Annotated in this window: 18 protein-coding genes, 6 tRNA genes and 1 riboswitch; of the genes, 19 read left to right on the top strand and 5 right to left on the bottom strand. The window is 36.4% G+C overall.

Annotated features, from left to right (window positions below; genetic code table 11):
* The first annotated feature begins 81 nt into the window (after nucleotides 1–81).
* The 12 genes from CACET_RS02280 to CACET_RS02335 all read left to right on the top strand — a co-directional run bounded on the left by CACET_RS02280 (nucleotide 82) and on the right by CACET_RS02335 (nucleotide 6,757).
* Entirely contained in the window at nucleotides 82–2,169 is a 2,088-nt protein-coding gene (locus CACET_RS02280; RefSeq protein WP_048407518.1) for an N-acetylmuramoyl-L-alanine amidase, read from the top strand.
* A 109-nt stretch (nucleotides 2,170–2,278) separates the two neighbouring features.
* Nucleotides 2,279–2,800 carry a DUF2179 domain-containing protein gene (locus CACET_RS02285; RefSeq protein ID WP_044823151.1) on the top strand — a complete coding sequence of 174 codons (522 nt, stop codon included), beginning with the start codon at nucleotides 2,279–2,281 and terminating at the stop codon, nucleotides 2,798–2,800.
* A gap of 80 nt (nucleotides 2,801–2,880) precedes the next feature.
* On the top strand, nucleotides 2,881–3,891 hold the full coding sequence (locus CACET_RS02290; protein WP_044823150.1) for a GerMN domain-containing protein: 1,011 nt from the start codon (nucleotides 2,881–2,883) through the stop codon (nucleotides 3,889–3,891).
* A 167-nt stretch (nucleotides 3,892–4,058) separates the two neighbouring features.
* Nucleotides 4,059–4,835: a ribonuclease PH gene (rph, locus tag CACET_RS02295; protein ID WP_044823149.1), complete on the top strand. Its 777-nt coding sequence runs from the start codon at nucleotides 4,059–4,061 to the stop codon at nucleotides 4,833–4,835.
* Nucleotides 4,825–5,439, top strand: coding sequence for an RdgB/HAM1 family non-canonical purine NTP pyrophosphatase (gene rdgB, locus CACET_RS02300; protein WP_044823148.1), 615 nt, complete (start codon nucleotides 4,825–4,827; stop codon nucleotides 5,437–5,439). Before rph ends, rdgB begins: the two co-directional genes overlap by 11 nt.
* Complete coding sequence (locus tag CACET_RS02305) at nucleotides 5,432–5,917, top strand: YfcE family phosphodiesterase (RefSeq protein WP_052661210.1); 486 nt, start codon at nucleotides 5,432–5,434, stop codon at nucleotides 5,915–5,917. The genes rdgB and CACET_RS02305 overlap by 8 nt, the downstream gene beginning before the upstream one ends.
* 288 nt (nucleotides 5,918–6,205) lie before the next feature.
* A tRNA-Gly gene (locus CACET_RS02310) sits at nucleotides 6,206–6,279 on the top strand.
* Between the two features lie 10 nt (nucleotides 6,280–6,289).
* A tRNA-Arg gene (locus CACET_RS02315) sits at nucleotides 6,290–6,366 on the top strand.
* Nucleotides 6,367–6,376: 10 nt separating this feature from the next.
* A tRNA-His gene (locus CACET_RS02320) sits at nucleotides 6,377–6,452 on the top strand.
* Nucleotides 6,453–6,470: 18 nt separating this feature from the next.
* Nucleotides 6,471–6,546, top strand: a tRNA-Gln gene (locus tag CACET_RS02325).
* A gap of 35 nt (nucleotides 6,547–6,581) precedes the next feature.
* Nucleotides 6,582–6,656 (top strand) — tRNA-Gly (locus CACET_RS02330).
* Between the two features lie 24 nt (nucleotides 6,657–6,680).
* Nucleotides 6,681–6,757 (top strand) — tRNA-Arg (locus tag CACET_RS02335).
* A 121-nt stretch (nucleotides 6,758–6,878) separates the two neighbouring features.
* Here the strand turns inward: CACET_RS02335 and CACET_RS20885 are convergent.
* The 4 genes from CACET_RS20885 to CACET_RS02350 form a co-directional block, all read right to left on the bottom strand.
* Complete coding sequence (locus tag CACET_RS20885; protein ID WP_242846867.1) at nucleotides 6,879–7,019, bottom strand: hypothetical protein; 141 nt, start codon at nucleotides 7,017–7,019, stop codon at nucleotides 6,879–6,881.
* A 4-nt stretch (nucleotides 7,020–7,023) separates the two neighbouring features.
* The gene (locus tag CACET_RS21060; RefSeq protein WP_278287090.1) at nucleotides 7,024–7,149 is read right to left on the bottom strand and encodes a hypothetical protein; all 126 of its coding nucleotides are present in this window, start codon (nucleotides 7,147–7,149) and stop codon (nucleotides 7,024–7,026) included.
* A complete protein-coding gene (locus CACET_RS02345; RefSeq protein WP_044823145.1) occupies nucleotides 7,142–7,498 on the bottom strand; it encodes a nucleotidyltransferase domain-containing protein in 357 nt (118 codons plus the stop codon). Before CACET_RS02345 ends, CACET_RS21060 begins: the two co-directional genes overlap by 8 nt.
* Before the next feature lie 808 nt (nucleotides 7,499–8,306).
* Nucleotides 8,307–9,704: a methyl-accepting chemotaxis protein gene (locus CACET_RS02350; RefSeq protein WP_044823144.1), complete on the bottom strand. Its 1,398-nt coding sequence runs from the start codon at nucleotides 9,702–9,704 to the stop codon at nucleotides 8,307–8,309.
* Between the two features lie 688 nt (nucleotides 9,705–10,392).
* Here CACET_RS02350 and CACET_RS02355 point away from each other — a divergent pair.
* The 4 genes from CACET_RS02355 to CACET_RS02370 all read left to right on the top strand — a co-directional run bounded on the left by CACET_RS02355 (nucleotide 10,393) and on the right by CACET_RS02370 (nucleotide 13,640).
* Nucleotides 10,393–10,671: a hypothetical protein gene (locus CACET_RS02355; protein ID WP_044823143.1), complete on the top strand. Its 279-nt coding sequence runs from the start codon at nucleotides 10,393–10,395 to the stop codon at nucleotides 10,669–10,671.
* 70 nt (nucleotides 10,672–10,741) lie between these two features.
* Nucleotides 10,742–11,434, top strand: coding sequence for a response regulator transcription factor (locus CACET_RS02360; protein WP_044823142.1), 693 nt, complete (start codon nucleotides 10,742–10,744; stop codon nucleotides 11,432–11,434).
* 2 nt (nucleotides 11,435–11,436) lie between these two features.
* Nucleotides 11,437–12,867 (top strand): sensor histidine kinase, encoded by a 1,431-nt coding sequence (locus CACET_RS02365; protein ID WP_044823141.1) that lies wholly within the window; start codon nucleotides 11,437–11,439, stop codon nucleotides 12,865–12,867.
* Nucleotides 12,868–13,013: 146 nt separating this feature from the next.
* A complete protein-coding gene (locus CACET_RS02370; RefSeq protein ID WP_044823140.1) occupies nucleotides 13,014–13,640 on the top strand; it encodes a class I SAM-dependent methyltransferase in 627 nt (208 codons plus the stop codon).
* A gap of 272 nt (nucleotides 13,641–13,912) precedes the next feature.
* Here the strand turns inward: CACET_RS02370 and CACET_RS02375 are convergent, their stop codons facing one another.
* The gene (locus CACET_RS02375; RefSeq protein WP_044823139.1) at nucleotides 13,913–15,037 is read right to left on the bottom strand and encodes a GerAB/ArcD/ProY family transporter; all 1,125 of its coding nucleotides are present in this window, start codon (nucleotides 15,035–15,037) and stop codon (nucleotides 13,913–13,915) included.
* Nucleotides 15,038–15,124: 87 nt separating this feature from the next.
* On the opposite strand from CACET_RS02375, the gene CACET_RS02380 reads away from it, so the two are divergent.
* Genes CACET_RS02380 through CACET_RS02390 form a run of 3 tightly spaced genes read left to right on the top strand, consistent with a single transcriptional unit; the run spans nucleotide 15,125 to nucleotide 18,134 of the window.
* Entirely contained in the window at nucleotides 15,125–16,762 is a 1,638-nt protein-coding gene (locus CACET_RS02380; protein WP_052661209.1) for a spore germination protein, read from the top strand.
* Nucleotides 16,759–17,910, top strand: coding sequence for a Ger(x)C family spore germination protein (locus CACET_RS02385; protein WP_044823138.1), 1,152 nt, complete (start codon nucleotides 16,759–16,761; stop codon nucleotides 17,908–17,910). The genes CACET_RS02380 and CACET_RS02385 overlap by 4 nt, the downstream gene beginning before the upstream one ends.
* Nucleotides 17,910–18,134, top strand: coding sequence for a hypothetical protein (locus CACET_RS02390; protein WP_044823137.1), 225 nt, complete (start codon nucleotides 17,910–17,912; stop codon nucleotides 18,132–18,134). Before CACET_RS02385 ends, CACET_RS02390 begins: the two co-directional genes overlap by 1 nt.
* Nucleotides 18,135–18,244: 110 nt before the next feature.
* Nucleotides 18,245–18,308, top strand: a riboswitch (Fluoride riboswitch).
* The last annotated feature ends 25 nt before the right edge of the window (nucleotides 18,309–18,333 follow it).

Consider the following 18,333-nt stretch of genomic DNA (forward strand, 5'->3'; position numbering starts at 1 on the left):
AGTAGGTATATTTATCGGTGTATGGTTGTTAGCAAATATTTTTCAGCCTGAACCAGAATTATTTAATTGGGGGACAAGCTAATGAAAAAAATTATTTCAGTTGTATTACTGTTGGTTATTCTCACCACCTCGCTGGGTTATGCAAATGCAAACAGCAATTTAGTTAGAATGACTATGGACGGCAGAACGATGGATTTTCACACTGTGAAATTAAACATTGAAGGGAAACCTGCTACAACCGATGTACCAGCTGTTTTGCATCAAGGTAGGACATTAGTACCTATACATACTGTAAGGAACATGGGTATAGGGGTTGAATGGAGGGACGCCTCGAGAGAAGTAGTTATTACTTCGGAGGATCAAACAGTTATCTTAAAAATTGACAGCCCTATTGCTACTGTAAATGATGTGGCGAAGCGCTTACCTAGTGATGTTCCGCCTAAAATTCTTACCTATCAAGGTAGTGGCAGAACCATGCTCCCCATCGCATTTCTTAGAGAACTAGGTTTAAAAGTAGAATGGAACGAAAGTACTAGAACCGTGTCTGTAGAGGGAAAAAAGCCAACTTACAAGACGATGACAGGTATACAAGTGAATACCGTTGGAAATACTACTGAAATTCGTGTTAAGGGAGACCAACAACTGACCTATACTACCTCCGAATTGAGTAATCCTGCAAGAGTTGTATTTAACTTTGTAGATACAAAGTTTGATTTAGCCAATAAAAGCGACCTATTACCAAATGGTACCCTACAGGTCCAAGTAAATGGAAACGGGATTAGAAGTGTTAGAGCAGCACAGTTTGAGTTGAACCCCATGACAACAAGAGTGACGATAGAATTAGATAATATGGCAAAACCTGAAGTGTCTTATGATAATAAGACAAATGAAACGGTAATTCAATTTGTGACTGAAGAAGTCAATAAAAGCTATGTAAAGGATGTTAGAACAGAGATCTATCAAGGACGGGAAGTAATCGTTGTTCACGGGGACAATATAGTTAATCATACTGTAACAAGACTCCATAATCCAGAACGTCTTATTGTAGACATACCGTCTTCCACGTTAGATCCTTCAAAGAACTTAAGGAATTTGCAGATAAATAGCAAACTCATTCAATCTATTGATGTTGCAGAGATGACCTCTAGTGAGAGTGTGAGACTGGTCATTACCCTACAGCAAAGAGAAGATTACGCTGATTATCAAAAGGTGGTTGAGAGCGATAGATTATTCCTATACCTAGAGGATATAGAAGAGAATGACTCTATCGAAGTTCTACAATACAGAGAAGTAAACAGGCAGCTTACAAGACTAGAATTTAAAACAGCTTCCTTAGTAGAATATGCTTTTAGTGTAAGAGATTACGGGAAAACTTTACAAGTTGCGATATCCAAGGAAGATATTGAGTTGCCAATAAAAACAATAGAAATTAATGATCACCTTGTACAAAGTGTTTCTATAAGCGAAGATAGAACAACAGATCAATATATTGTTGTTGTTGCTTTACAAGAAGATATACAATATAGAGTAGTATCTCCAAGCTATACAAGAGATTATGCAATAGAGTTTTTACCTAGAAATAACCAGCAAAGCCCGACGAAAACTCCTTTGATTGTTATCGATCCAGGGCATGGTGGAACAGATCCGGGGGCCATATCACCTATTAGTGGGTTAATGGAAAAAGATCTTGTGTTGGATGTAGCCAAACGCTTGAATAAATTATTGACAGAAGCTGGTTTTAACACTTACATGACAAGAGAAACAGATACTTCTGTGGCTTTAGCAGATCGTGCTAAGATAGCAAATCAGTTGCAGGCAGATTTATTTATAAGTGTCCATGCAAATGCTGCGGGAGCTTCAACTGCTAGAGGTATTGAAAACTTATACTATCCTAGCGACATAAATCCTAATGATCATCGACCTAACAAAAAATTAGCAGAGATTTTCCAGAGAGAAATGGTTAAGGTAACCGGAGCTCATAGTAGAAATATTGTGGCAAGAGATAAACTAGTGGTGTTAAGAGATACAACTATGCCAGCTGTATTAAGTGAAATAGGGTTTTTAACAAATGCTGAGGAAGTGGCAAGACTGGCTACTTCGGAATATAGGCAGTTGGTAGCGGAAGGAATGTTTCAAGGGATTGTTAAGTATTTTGAAGAGGTAAAATAGAAATAATAAATGGACAGAGGAATCCTCTGTCCATTCTTTGTGCGTGTGAAGTTGGATACTTTACTGGGTATATAGGATAACAGAAAGAATATTTATAGGAGGTTTAAATATGGAGGGGATTTTGGGTTACTTGTTTATTTACTTTGCTAAGGTTTCTGACGTTACATTAGCAACTATTCGTATGATTATGGTAGTAAAGGGAAGGCGTATTCAGGCAGCCTTGATAGGATTTGTAGAGATCATTATCTATATAATGGCTATAGGAAAAGTACTGACAGAGTTAAACAATCCTGTGAACGTGATTGCTTATGCCTTGGGATTTGCTAGTGGTAATTATATGGGGATTTTTGTAGAAGAAAAAATGGCACTAGGCAGTATCATAGTTCAGGTGATTTCTTTAGGGAATTCTATGTATTTGGTAGAAAAACTTAGGGCAGAAGGTTTTGGGGTTACAGTAGTTGAAGGTTATGGAAGAGAGGGAATGCAGCATCTATTGAATATAATGATGCAAAGAAAAAACTTGCCAAAGCTCTATAGAATTATAGATGAGCATGATAAAAAAGCTTTTGTTACCATTACCGATGCTAGGTCAATAAGAGGAGGATACTTCACACGCTTTAAAAGAAGATAAATGAAGAATAGTAGCATACCCTTTATAATATAATGTTATAGAAGAATTCGGTATTATATTGTTAAGGGGGACGAAGATGTATGAAATTTTATAAGCTGTTGGCTGTTAGTGTGGTACTATGTATGATCATCGCCTTAACAGGCTGCAAAAATCCCATTGCTAACCTAATACAAGAAAAAGAAGATTTGGAGACTTCTTATGTTAGTTATCTCATTGATCAAGAAGGCTTTGTGGACTTTGAAAATGAAGGTTTAAGAAGAACAGTACTTTACTATAGAGATGAAAAGGGATTTATCGTCCCTGTAATGAGAAAAATACCTTGGGATGAGGGAATTGCTCAAGCTGCAATAAACCAGTTGATAGATCGACCAGTATTAAGAGAGGACTTAGCTGCTATTGGTTTAAAACCAGTGCTGCCAGCAGGAACAGAGATTATTGGCATGTCTATACGAGATGGTTTATGTACAGTTGACTTTAATGAAAATATTTTGACTTATCATAATGAGGTAGATGAGAGGACCATAGTTCAATCCATCGTCTATACTTTAACGGAATTTGAAAGCATTGATAATGTACAAATACTGGTGGAGGGAGCTGCCCCTAAAAAACTTACATATGGCACAAATATTACAGAACCTCTAGAAAGAGAAAACATTAATTTAGCTGGTGTCCTGCAGGAAGAGAGTATTCCAGTTGTCGTATACTATAAAGGAACCACCAATGGAGAAGAATCCTTTTTTGTTCCCGTGACAAAGGGAATAAGTGCTTTAAAGGCAGATATTAAGTCAGCTCTAATAGCATTGTTGGAGGGAGCTCCAGAAAACAGTGGATTATATAGTGAAATTCCCTTTGGTACCTCTGTGAATGATGTATATGTTAAAGATGGAGTAGCCTATATAGATTTTTCTGAGGAGATTAAAAGAATGCCAGAAAATGCAAGACATCAGCAGTCACTCATCTATGAATTAGGATTGACGCTTAAAGAAATAGAGCCTACGATAACGCAAGTAAGAATACTATCCAATGGTACAGAAATACAGTTAAGTAGTGATGTGAGCTTAAACTTACCCTATTTCTCAAATGAATTTTAAAATTTGGTACCAAAAGCAGGAGAAGAAGTATGTTCTCCTGCTTTTTATGGAAATAAAAAGAAAAATTTTGGGAAAACTTTTATAGAAAAAGAAAAGTGTGATACAATACAACTTAGAAAGTTACATATTTTTCTACTAACCTAAGAATTGAAGAGAGGAAGATTTATTTGAATAGAATAGATGGAAGAAACTACGATGAATTAAGACCTGTAAAGTTTACAAAAAACTATACAAAACAGGCTCAAGGCTCTGTATTAGTAGAGATGGGGGAAACAAGAGTCATATGTACTGCTATGATTGAAGAAAAGGTACCGCCATTTTTAAAAAATACAGGTAAGGGCTGGATTACTGCTGAGTACTCCATGCTGCCTAGTTCTACCCAAACCCGAAAAATAAGAGAATCCTCTAGAGGGAAGGTTGAAGGAAGAACGCAAGAAATCCAAAGATTGATAGGACGAGCTCTACGGTCAGTAGTAGATTTAGATAGTATGGGAGAAAGAACGATATGGATTGATTGCGATGTGATTCAGGCAGATGGTGGTACTAGAACAGCATCAATTACAGGAGCCTTTGTAGCATTAGTAGAGGCTGTCAATTTGTTAATGGAAAAGGGAACTTTGCAAGAATTTCCTATAAAAAGCTTTGTTTCAGCTATTAGCGTAGGTATCGTAGACGATAAAGCTGTACTGGACTTGTGCTATGAAGAAGACTCCAAGGCAAAAGTAGATATGAATGTTGTTATGACAGATAAAGGAGAGTTTATCGAAGTACAGGGTACAGGAGAAGAAGCCCCTTTTTCTAAAAAAGACCTAATGGAACTGCTAACCTTGGCGGAAAAAGGTAATAGTGAATTGTTAGCTTTACAAAAATCTATATTGGGAGAAATAGCAGACAAGGTGAAAAGTACTGCTGATGGGGTTGCGGAGGAGAAAAATGAAAAGTAATATTGCTGTTATTGCTACAGGTAATTCCCACAAGTTGCAAGAGATAGGGGAAATCTTAAAGGGCTTTAACTTAGAAATAAAGTCTATGCAGGATGTAAATCTACAGGGACTAGAAATTATAGAGAGTGGTACTACCTTTGAGGAAAATGCTTTAATCAAAGCCAAAACAGTTATGGAGAAGACAGGATATATGGCTATAGCAGACGATTCAGGTCTAGAGGTAGAGTATTTAGACTGCCAACCGGGGGTCTATTCCTCAAGATTTGCTGGAGAAAAAGCTACAGACGAGGAAAATAACGAAAAGTTACTTAGACTATTGAAGGATGTCCCCCTATCAGGCCGAAGAGCTAGGTTTGTGTGTGTAATAGCTGTCGTCATGCCGGATGGTGAAAACTTTACTGTGCGAGGAGAACTTTATGGTGTGATTGGATTTGAGCTTAAAGGCCAAGAAGGCTTTGGATATGATCCTTTATTTATGCCTAGAGGATACGACGGTCTAAGTTTGGCGGAAATAGGCTTACAAGAAAAAAATAAGATTAGTCATCGTGCTAAAGCTCTAGAACAAATGAAGAAGACTTTTACGGAAAGATTAAGAGGTGAATAGTTTGAAAATAGCTGTATTAGGAGATAGTCATGGGCAGACGGAGAATATCGATTGGGCTATGGAATCTATTGCTGCTGAAGATATAGATTATATTATTCATACGGGAGATAATTTTGATGATATGAAATATATTGCTGAAAACTCTGATGTTAAAACGATCGGAGTAAGGGGCAACTATGATACTCATCCGGAGGGAAAAGATGAACTGTTAGAAACATTCGGAGAAAAAAAGTTCTTTGTTACCCACGGACATCGATATGGAGTAAAATATGGATTAGAGAAAATCTTTTATAGGGGAAAAGAGCTAGAGGCAGATGTTGTGATTTTCGGACATAGCCATGTACCACATTACTCTATAGAAGAGGGAATGATCCTACTAAATCCTGGCAGTATCTCTATACCAAGGGGGAATTCTTCAAAATGCTATGCTATTATCACCATTGATGAGGATATTTCTGTTGCGTTTGTGGAGTTATGATTGAGTTCCTATAGGGCTTGTATATGTCCTATAGGAACTTGAACGAAGATAAAGGTATTGTATTGTCTATAGACTATTTAATAATTAGGAGAAAATTAAAGAATAAAGGAGTATAATTTTAAGAACAAGGGGAAATCCTTAGTAATAACAAAATGAATTTATTGACTTGTAGCGTTATTATAGGTATACTATATCTTGTCCTTCAAAAAAGAAGGAGGTCAAACTAAAAAAGCGTTGACTTTTATAGTTTGATGTGATAAGATATTATAGCGTTAAAAAAACAATGATGCGGGTGTAGTTCAGTGGTAGAACTTCAGCCTTCCAAGCTGACCGCGAGGGTTCGATTCCCTTCACCCGCTCCAATTAAAATATGTACCCATAGCTCAGCTGGATAGAGCATCGCCCTTCTAAGGCGAGAGTCCGGGGTTCGAATCCCTGTGGGTACGCCACTTTATTATGGTGGGTGTAGTCAAGTGGTTAAGACACAGGATTGTGGCTCCTGCATGCGTGGGTTCGAATCCCATCATCCACCCCAAGTTAAAGATATAAATAATGGGATATAGCCAAGCCGGTAAGGCAACGGACTTTGACTCCGTCATCCGCAGGTTCGAGTCCTGCTATCCCAGCCAAATTAACTAAGGAAGGGAATAACCCCTTCTTACATGCGGAAGTGGCTCAGTGGTAGAGCATCGCCTTGCCAAGGCGAGGGTCGCGGGTTCGAGTCCCGTCTTCCGCTCCATTAATTTTTTGCACATATAAATATGCGCCCTTAGCTCAATCGGATAGAGTTGCAGACTTCGAATCTGAAGGTTGGGGGTTCGAGTCCCTCAGGGCGCGCCAGTTAAAACCTGTAATTTCAATGATTACAGGTTTTGTTTGTTTTTGTGTTGTTGTATTATTGGTGTATTTTGTGCCACTGATGGTGCCACAAAATAAGTGGACACAAAAAAGAAAAAAGCCTCTATCTATGGAGAGAGATAGAAGAATAAATAGCCTGTCTGAGAATATTTTTTTTCAAATATTCCTGAGGCAACAAATTTTTGTTAAAGTATGCTATGATACCGGAATGTTTCTTAGAGTCAAATTTTTCAAATGCCAACACGGCTCTAACAGAATGAAAGATTGAGTAATATGACCGATTGAGGGACTGGGCACATAAGTTTAGCTGCCTCTAGATCTTCTAGGGCTTTAGCTACTCTGTACTTTGCTAATTCTATTAGCATCTCATCCATATACTTCAATCCCCTCCTTTTGAATATTACCTAAAAACGGGAGGACACTAACCTGGCTTTTATATTTCTCTGCACTATGGGCATATAATGAAAGGACTACATCATACTTTAAAGATAAGTCCACCATAACATCCGTCAGCTGACCTTCATAAGACTTTAGTCGTTCCTCATCTAAGCCTACTAAAATCATTACATCGATATCTGATTCTGATGTATGCTCATTTCTTGCATAAGAACCATATAAAATGATATTTTTCAAGTCGCTGCCAAAGATCTCATCCATGCTAACAACAACTTCTTTTAATACTCTTCGAACCGTCTCACTTGAAATCCTTTCAAAATTCCTCATATCTACTCCCTCCTCTATATTAAAGGTAGCTTTAGATCAATTGTAGCCATTGCTGTCACTGAAATGTCTATCACTTCTTTATCTTTATTATACCATACCTTCCCTATTTCTATAGCTTCAGGCTTTAAAAATGAAAAAGACTACGCAATGTGGGGACCTTTACAGTTGTAAGGGAAGTGGTTTTCTTCTCTTGCCTATAGAAATTATCAATAAAAAGGTTATGGGCATCTTCAGCAGGGATGTGAAGTAAAATATTTATTTATCGAAGAATATAGCTCCGGGTTTTCTGTCAAGAAGATATGTATCATAAAAAGATAGTAGGCGGATCATTAGATAGTAGAATGACTAAAGAATTAACCCTCAATGCCTTAGAGCAAATTATTACCCGTGAAAGGCCAGTTAAAGGCTTAATATTTTATTCAGATAGAGGGCACCAGTGATTATCAAGATAAACTTAGAGAAAATGGCATAAGGTAGAGTATGAGCGTTAAGGAGACTGCTATGATAATGCTTGTACGGAATCATTCTTTACAACGCTGAAAAAAGGAGGAAGCTTTATTGGTGTCCAGCTAAGTTATAGTACTCCTCTTACTGAAAAAATTGGTGTTTTATCATTACCTCAATTATTATCTAGAAAGAGTATATTTAATCTGTTTACACAAAATTTTCTATAGGCTCAAAATAAAAAAACTCCCTCCTATCAGAATTAGCATATAATTGCAGTAGGAGGGGTTTTTATGAGTACATATAACCAAATCTTTGTTTTTTAATAACGGCAACTAAAGGATATTAAGGTTTATTTAAAGTACTAGTTAATTAATTCAACTAGACCCTCTACAGCAATTACTGTCCCCCGTCCATCAAACACTGGGAATTCTGTTACTTCTGTCAATGCAATAGTAGAATCTTTTTTCCTAAATTCCACTTTGTAAGAGGATTGTTGAATTCCTTTAAAAGTTCCTTCGGTATAAGAAATAGCTTTTGAGTTAATTTCTGAGTCTGGCATAAAATCCTGTACATTTGTCATAAACTCTTGGGGGGTATAGCCTAACACAGTTTCTACTGAAGGCGTTGCATATTGGAATACCCAATTAAGATCATGCTTATAAAAGAAGTAGCCATAATCTCCACTATTTCCTGCAATTTCTTTCATTTGGGCAATAGTACTTTTGCCAGTTTCATTTATCATATTTGTTAGTTTTTCAGCATTCTCTCTCACTAATTTACTATGAGTTAATGTATCCGTAGTCATTGCATGAACACCTTCAGATGTTGCCAACATCTCTTCAGAGCCAGCCAATTGCTCCTCTGTAATACTGGCAATCTCGTGGGTAAATTCATCTATAGATTTCAAATCAAGAACAATAGTACTTAATTGATCATCGACTTCATGAATAGATTGTAGCGTTTTTTCAAAAATTTCATCTGTGTCCTTTAGCGACTGTTGCACCGAAGCAATGCTTTCGGTACTGAACTTAGTTTCGTTCACTGCTCTGGTTACGATCGACTGAACATTTAAGATTAAACCTTCGACACTTTTAGTAGCCTCTGTAACATTTTTAGCTAGATTCCTTATTTCTTCAGCTACTACCGCAAAGCCCCGGCCGTGTTCCCCAGCTCTTGCAGCCTCAATAGATGCATTTAATGCCAGCAGATTTGTTTGGTTAGCAATACTGTCTATAACCTGTATAATTCCTTTAATTTCCGAAGTAGAATTGCCTGCCTCTACTACTGTGTCTGTTAATTTAACCATAGAATCCCTAACGGTGGTAACCTCTCGGGCTGTATCCTCCATGGCACTTTTACCTTTTTCCGATATGGTTACCATTTCAACTGTGTTACTTCTAACTTTTTCTCCCTTTACAGCAGTCCTGGATATAATGTCTGATAGCTTAGTAATATTATCAGTGACTTCTTCCGAACCCTTGGTAATTTCCCTGATAGTTGTTTCTAGTTCAACCATTGACTCTAATTGTCCTGTTGCCGTTTCATCCATTGACTTTGAAGCTTGAGTCGTAGCTACCGAAATTTGATTGAGTTCTATAATGGTTTGTACCGATTGGCTTAATAATTCCTTAATACTATTATTTTTTTCTTTTATAAGCTTATTTTGTTCAATGCCTTTGTTAGAGCTCCCTTTATATACCTTAATAAACACGCCAGATAGTAGCACTCCAATAATTACACCGATGAATATTTTCCACATAGTATGTCCTCCTTTATTGTTACTCATTAGACGAAATTATATAATAATTCTAGAACTTAAAGGGTTTTAAAAAATCATATATTTTTACAAAAGGCTTATTCCTTTAAATAAGATTGCTACTACTAATGTTTTGGTATTGTGAGATTCTCAATTGAAGAATATTTTCTAAGAAATTACAAATTATAGAAAATGATTTTAAATAGCAAATAAGATCTAGCTACAAGGATAAAATTCGACATTTTTTTACAAACACCTCTTTTTTTATAAAAGTGTTGCGAAATTTTACATTTAAGGAATATATAATGAATTTACTAGAAAGATATTTGATTAATGCAAAAGCAACATTATTGATTTGTAGCGTTTTTGAATTGATACAGTTTCCACTTGCTATACTTCACCAAAACTTCAAAGCTAATTAATTCCATAGTATAGCACAATTTAGTTAGCTTTACATATTTCCCAAACCAACGAATCCCAAGGCCTACTAACCAAATATTAAATTCAGAACAGATAAAGGTATTAGGAAATGTGTATTATATTGCAAAATATAAACTTAACTTAAGACTATAGCCTAAGCTAAAAAATATATACTGAAAAAATTTCCTCATAATTTCTTCAAAATGTTTTCCTATAATCAATGTAAGGAAGTTAAGAAAGTTACTTAAAAAATATAGAGGAGGAAAACATTATGAAAAAGAGATTATTAGCAATAGCAGGGATAGCAATTATTGCGGCTATATCAATAGTGGGATATACCTCTGCTGAAGAAACAAACTTCACAAGACCTATGAATACTAGAAGAGGTTATTTAACCCGAGAAGGAATAACAGAAGGAAGCTTTAACAAACACTACAGGAATAGTGGCGATATGATGCAAATAATGAGAGGAAATGGTTTTGAAGATATGGCTGTCTGGATGGAAGATGGTATAAAGTCTTCATTGGGTATAGATATACTCATGGAATAGTATTAAAAGTGCATGTAAAATCTTGACTACAAACTATGTAGTGGAGTATTTAGATATAGGGAGTGGGAAAATGGATTATAAGGTGAGAAATATCCTGATAGTAGAGGATGAAGAGAGTATTGCAGATGTAGTTAGAGCCTATCTTGAAAAAGAAGGGTATAACACTTTTGTTGCCTATAATGGAAGTAAGGCTATAGATATATTTAATCAGCAGGAAATTGATTTTATAATTTTAGACCTAATGCTGCCAGACCTATCGGGAGAAGAGGTTTGTAAGAAAATACGCATCAAATCTCAGGTGCCGATACTGATGCTGACAGCAAAGGCACAGGAATCAGATCGAATTTATGGCTTAGATATTGGAGCCGATGATTATATTACTAAACCCTTTAGTCCAAAGGAATTAGTAGCTAGGGTAAGGGCTATTTTAAGAAGAACAGACACTGAAGGGGTAAAGGCAAACATACTAGATTTTTCTAATGGGGATCTAACAATAGATTTAAATAAGATGGAAGTAAAAAAGCAAGGTAAAATTGTGAGTTTGACAGCCAAAGAATACAAGCTACTGAGTCTACTGATTCAAAATATAGGAAGGATATTTAGTCGTGAAGAGCTAGTAGTTAAAGTATTAGGCTACGATTATGAGGGTTATGATAGAACGATAGATACTCATGTAAAAAACATAAGGCAAAAGATTGAGGATGGCAACAATAAATATATTGCCACTGTATATGGCATAGGGTATAAGTTTCAGGAGGATTAAAAATGTTCAATAAACTAAGAACAAGGCTTATATTAATGACTCTAGGAGGGGCTGCCTTCTCAATTTTTTTAGTAAGTATTATTACAAACGTTACTGTACTTAGTAGGTTTGAGGCTTATATGCAAAGGGAGCAGGAGAATAGAGTAGAAGAAGTAATCAGATTGATTGAGGAGTCCTATACCGTAAATGGGGGATGGACAGAAGCTACAATATATAACATTAATGTTTCTCATCTTATTCATACTTTTGATATTGAAATTAAGGATGAGCAAAATAATATTGTGTATACCCACTATATGGAGAATAATATGATTCAGATGCATAATCAGATGATGGATAGAATGGGACATCCTATGATGGGTAGGGGGTCTAGGGGGACGATGGGGCAAAATTTAAGGGGAGAAAACTACATTGTGGAGAATCATGAAGCATTTTCTTACGATAAAAAGATTGGAACTATAGCAATTGGGCACATAGGTCCTTTTCAAGTATCTGAAAGAGAAATAGAATTTACTAGAGGCATAAATAGGTCTATTCTGTACAGTGCAATTATTTCAATTTTATCAGCAATTTTACTAGGAATGTATTCTTCAAGGATTTTTTTAAAGCCAATTTTACGGATCACGAGGGCAGCTAATTATATAAGGGAGGGTAAGTTAGATACTAAGGTGGAAATATCTAATAATATAGTAGAACTTCAAGAGCTTTCTAGTTCAATTAATCACTTAGCTAACTCTCTAAATAGTCAGCAGCTATTAAGAAAAAGATTAACTTCTGATATATCCCATGAGCTAAGAACCCCTCTGACCATACTACAAAGTCATATAGAAGCCATTAGTGATGGTATTTGGGAGCCCACTCAGGACAAATTAGATATATGTAAGAGTGAAGTGGTTAGATTGATCAAGCTGGTGGAAGAGCTAAAACACTTAACAGACATAGAAAGTCACAGACTTAACTTAGAGCTCCAAGAATATTCTTTATCAAGGGACTTAGAGGAAGTATTAGAAAGCCTTGCAATAAAGTTTCAAGATAAAAGAATTAAAATTGATAGCAATATTCAGAAGGATGTTCAGATAAACGGAGATAAAGATAAAATTAAGCAGGCACTAATAAATGTTTTATCGAATGCTCTTAAGTTTACAAACCCAGGGGGAAGCGTGAATGTAGATTTGGTAAAAGAAAAAGGGATGATAAAAATAACTATTGATGATACAGGAATTGGTATAGATGGCAATGAGATTCCTTATATATTTGAAAGATTCTATAGAAGTGATGAATCAAGAAGTAGAAAAACTGGAGGAGCAGGAATAGGACTAACCATTACAAAAAACTTGATTGAAGCCCATGGAGGTAAAATCACTGTAGAAAGTGAAAAAGGTAAAGGAAGTAAATTTAGCATAATCCTACCTAAGGAAAATCGCAGCATATAAATGTTATTATACTGATAGCTTTTAATATGAATCATTATAGGAACTCATTTGAGAAATAGAATATATCCAGAGAGACCGGAATAGATCAAAAGAAAGGAAATTTTTTAGGAGATTGTAAGTAAGAGATAGAAAGGAATTGTTGTTTCATGAATATACAAACGGATAGAATAAGAAAAAGGTACAACCGTGTAGCAAAGATATATGATTTACTAGAAGGACCTATGGAAAAAATGGCCTTAGGAAGATGGAGAAAACCAATTTTTGAAAGCCTAAAAGGCAAGGTGCTGGAGATAGGCGTGGGAACTGGGAAAAATATTGAATATTATCATGACGACATTGAAGTAACTGCTATTGATTTTAGCCCCAATATGCTGAAAAAAGCTGGAGAAAAGGTCCAAAAACTAGGTGCAAAAGTAGAACTAAAGGAGATGGACGCACAAAAAATGGATTTACCAGATAATAGCTTTGACTATGTTGTAGCAACCTGTGTTTTCTGCTCTATTCCTGATCCTATTAAAGGTTTCAAAGAAGTGAAGAGAGTGTTGAAGCCTGGTGGAAAGGTAATTCTAATCGAGCACGTAAGAAGTGAGAAAAAGGTGGTGGGCCTATTGATGGATTTGATGAATCCTCTTACAGTGAACCTATATGGTGCCAACATAAACAGACGTACAGAGGAAAATGTAAAGATAGCAGGATTTAAAAATGTAAAGATTACTAATTTGTGGAATGATATAGTAAAGAAAATAGAAATAACGAAGGAAAATCACCAATGAATGAAGCATAAATCCGACGAAATTGTGACCCTTATAGCCGTTGATTTTATAGCATATCGTAAAGCAAACGATATACGTCAGTCCGTAAAAATGTAACGATACCAAGCTGGCTAAACGAAGTAGCAGAGTATATTGCCAGCCAACAACCCAGGTAGGACCAATGGGCGGATGAAGAAAACTTGGAGTGATTATAACATACATTATCATATATTTCTAACACCTTTTTGTTTAGTAACCCCTATACCCTAAGAGAATAGAATGTACTGCTTTTTTTACTGCCCTACTGGTTTTTGAGATTTTCTATTTTTTATCCTAATCGTTATATACAATAATAGAGGTATGGGCAGAAATAATGGCAGAGATACAAGAAAGTAGGGTACCACAGTCTCTATAATTATATCAAACCTAGGTACTAAAAAGGGCATAGATACCCCAATGAAAATAGCAGTCGGCCAAGCAAAATCACTAGGTTGCCCTACCTGAAAATAATCAGAAATGATTTCACAGATGATGTAATAGGTAAGAATGAACTTAAAGTAAGTAGTGCCATAAAAGACTGCCAACAATAAAGGGTCTAACCTCTCTAGAACATTTCCAACCTCAATCATCCTTATGAGGCTAAAGGGAGGAAAGGTAAGGGTTTTTAAGGTTGCTTCCTCAAAGGCAGTAGAAGCAGATAATGCTCTAAAGGTTAACAGTACTGTAGATAAGACAATTGCCATAAAGGTGTAGTTCAAGAAATTTCTTTGTCCTTGGCTATTTGCTTTCGTATGCTTATAATAAAAGGCCACTGGCAATATTTGTGCATAAGGAAAGTTCATATTAGGAATGGCTCCTGCCAGTACAGGCTTTATCCCCTCCGCCATAATGGGAAAAATCCTTTGTAAGTCCAGTTTAGGTAAAACCAATAGTAGTAAAATACAGTAAATAATCACAAGGATGGGTACGAGAAACTCTATTAGCCTTACAACTACTTCTAGGCCAAGCTTTACCCCATAGACGGCAGGTACTAGGAAAAAAACGATAAAAATATAGCCAGGGGTTTCAGGCATAGTTATTTTTCCAAAATAAAAAACATCTGAAATGATAAGACAGCAAAGAAAAAAGAAGAAAAAAATATAATAAAGATTAATCAAGCCCCCCAGGAGCCTTCCCCAATATGTATTCAGGGCTTTCGTCATACTTGAGCCAGGGCATAGAGACAAGGGAAGATAATGACTGAAGATTACTATATAGCCTACTATGGAAGCGATAATGTTGGAAATCCACACATCCCTTCCTGCCTCAATCATTCCAGGAAGATAGATAATAGATGCTCCTCCAAGCTGTGCTACAGTTAACCAAAAAAGTTGTCTAAAGGAAATGAACTCTTTTTCTCCGTTTTCTGTTTTCATCATAAGCTTTTCCCTCTCTTCTCTTTCATTCCATCATATTTTATCCCATAAATGCACAAAATATGATTGGTATCCAAGGGAGGGGCAGCTGTGAAAAAATCAATACTACAAATTTTTAAAGAAACCATCAGTAAAATGATTAAAAATAATAACAACAACAGTACAAGCAAAATGGAGAATAAGCAAGAAACTCTTCAGACCATGAAGTTTTCACGTGACTTAGATAAAAACATTCATATACTGCAATCTTACTTAGGGGGTAGTGATGATCTCCTTATTCGATATCTCGAAATTTCCACAGTTCCTGGTATAAGGGCAGCAGTAGTATTTATCGAAACCTTAATCAACCAAAATACGTTAGAATCCTCTGTACTAGCACCCTTAACCCAGGGTCTTGGTCAAAGGACAGTGGAGGAAAGAGTTTATTTGCACTCCCATATAGATACCTTAATAGAGAGGATGCTATCCAATAGTAGCATTTTTCCTATCCATCAAGTAAAGGATGCCGTAGAGGAAATCTTATCGGGAAAAGGCATTTTACTGATTCACAAATATCCTACTGCTTTATCCCTTAGTATCTCTAAAGATGCTGCCAGAGAATATGCTGAACCTCAAACAGAGAAGGTGGTCAAAGGTCCTCAACAGGGGTTTGTAGAAGATATAGCAACTAATATTTCTATACTTAGGAAAAAAATTAAGTCTCCAAATCTTGTGGTTAAAGAGCTTAAACTAGGTAGGGAAACAAGATCAGAAATAAGAGTGGCTTATATCAATCATATTGCTGACCCTTCCATTGTAGAGGAGGTCTTTAGACGCCTGAAGAGGATCGATGTTGATGGTGTTATTGGTTCTAGTGTCATTGAAGAATATATTAGTGATGCTCCCACCAGCCTTTTTCAAACCACCCTTTATACAGAGAGACCCGATAGAACACAAGCGATGCTGTTAGAGGGTAGGATTGCTATCCTCTATGATGGCTCTCCCTTTATAATCATAGTTCCTGCAATTGTTTCCGATTTCTTTAATGGGATTGAAGACTATTATCAAGTTCCTTCCTTTGCTAACTTTTGTCGATTTATTGGGTATCTGGGGGGCTTTGTGTTAACATTTTTACCTTCAATATATATTGCAATTACTACCTTTCATCAAGAGATGCTGCCAACGGCTCTAGCCCTCACCATCGCTGGGGCTAGAGCTGGTGTACCTTTTCCCGCCTTTGTTGAGGCACTGATTATGGAGCTTGCCTTCGAGGCATTGAGACAAGCAGGAACGAGACTGCCAACCCATATAGGGCAAGCGGTAAGCATTGTAGGGGCTTTGATTATCGGACAAGCGGCTGTGGAGGCTGGGTTGGTCTCTTCTGCGGTGGTCATCGTGGTGGCTATCACAGCTATATTTTCCTTCACAATGCCCTACAGCAATTTTTCCTTAAGTTTAAGACTAGTGCGGTTTTTTATGATGGCTCTAGCAGCAACCTTGGGGATTTATGGTATTATGACTGGTGCCTTGCTAGTGGCACTCCATCTTATATCTCTAAGGTCTTTTGGCGTTCCCTTTATGATACCCTTTGCTCCTTTAAGCCTACAGGAAATGAAGGATTGGGTAATGCGATTTCCTCAATGGGCTATTACCGAAAGATCTCCCCATATTGCAAAAGAAAATATGAAGAGAAAATCAAAAAAACTAAAGCCCAAACCGCTGAAGGATGAAGAGAGGAGAGAATTATGAAAAGAGCTAGTATTATTTTCATTCTGTTGTTTTCTACTATATTCACCACCTCCTGTTGGAGTCGTAGGGAAATTGAAGATCTCGGTTTTGTGCTGGGTCTAGGTGTTTCTAAAACTGACGAGGGTCTTTATTCTGTCGTGGTGCAAGTTGCTAACCCTGATGCGATTGCAGCAGACAGTTCTGCTAAGAGAGATGTGTACACCATTATAAAAGCGGAAGGCCTTACGGTTTTTGATGCCTTAAGAAATATGTCTATGATAGCTGGGCGGCGTCTTTATATTGCCCATATTAAAGCTCTTGTTATAGATGAATCAGTGGCAAAGGAAGGAATAAGGCAAGTGGTTAGTTTTCTTGTACAGGATATGGAAGTGCGGCTAGAAATGGAGGTCTTTATTAGCAAAATCCCCCCCGAAGAAATTTTTGATACCCCAAATATTCTTAGAGCAATTCCTGCTAGTGTTATGAACATAGTAGCAGAAAACTTTGGTGCTAATAACAAAATCTATGTTGCTAACCTTCATGAAACAGCGGAGGCAATCAACAACCCTGTACTTAATTATGTAACTACGCTGGTGGAAAAGCTGCCTTCTCCATCAGAGAAGGAGTTGCCGCAACTGAAATTAAGCCAAATAGCTATTTTTGATGATGACAAACTTAAGGGATACCTAGACTATGAAGAGAGTCAAGCCTTTAACCTTATTACTAACAATTTTAGAAATGGTTTAATTGCTTTTGAATATGCTCCTACCAACGACAAAATCATAGTAGAGAGTTTGTCAGGAACACCCATTATTACACCAGATTATAAGGATGGAAAAGTAAGCTTTGATATTGAATTAAAGGTTGAAGGTAATGTAGCTGAGAGAATTGTAAAGGGAGATAGTGCCTATGAGTTAGACATAATATTTCTACAAAATCAATTAAATCAAACTTTAACAGATAAGTTAAATAAAGCTATCTGCGATGCCCAGCAGAAATATGAGGTTGATTATTTTAACTTAAGCCAAGATTTTTTCAGGAAGTATCCCAAAGAGTTTAAGGAGTTAAAGGATGATTGGAATCAAGTATTTTCTCAGGCAGATATCAATGTAAGGGTAGAGAGCACGCTTCTTCACTCTGCACTAAACCTAAATAGGGGGAGAATCTAGTGAAGATTATTTTAATACTGTTGGTGGCAGGTGTATTGATGATTGATTTTGTCAAACTAGATAAAAGCAATAAAAAAATTTTCTATATTTATGGTTTCATCGTTATTATGATTTTACTGGTTGTGATAGCAGAAAAATATGAGTTTTTTAAAACAACTCCTATAGAAATAGGAGTTGAAAAGATGCGGCCTATTACGGATTGGATAGAAATAAAGTTACAGTAGAATCAGTCTAACTTCCTTTAAAATCCTCTATCGTCACAAAAACTGATAATGGTGTAAAATATTCCTTTATATGGTTGAAAAAGATGGGATAGCATGATATAATTTCTTTATAATTAAATGGCGATGGAGTTCGCCCTTAACCACTGAAATTTAGTTGATGACTCCTGTAAAACAATCGATATCGATGGTTTTACAGGAG

This window comes from Clostridium aceticum (genome assembly GCF_001042715.1).
In the GTDB taxonomy this organism is placed as follows: Bacteria; Bacillota; Clostridia; order Peptostreptococcales; family Natronincolaceae; genus Andreesenella; species Andreesenella acetica.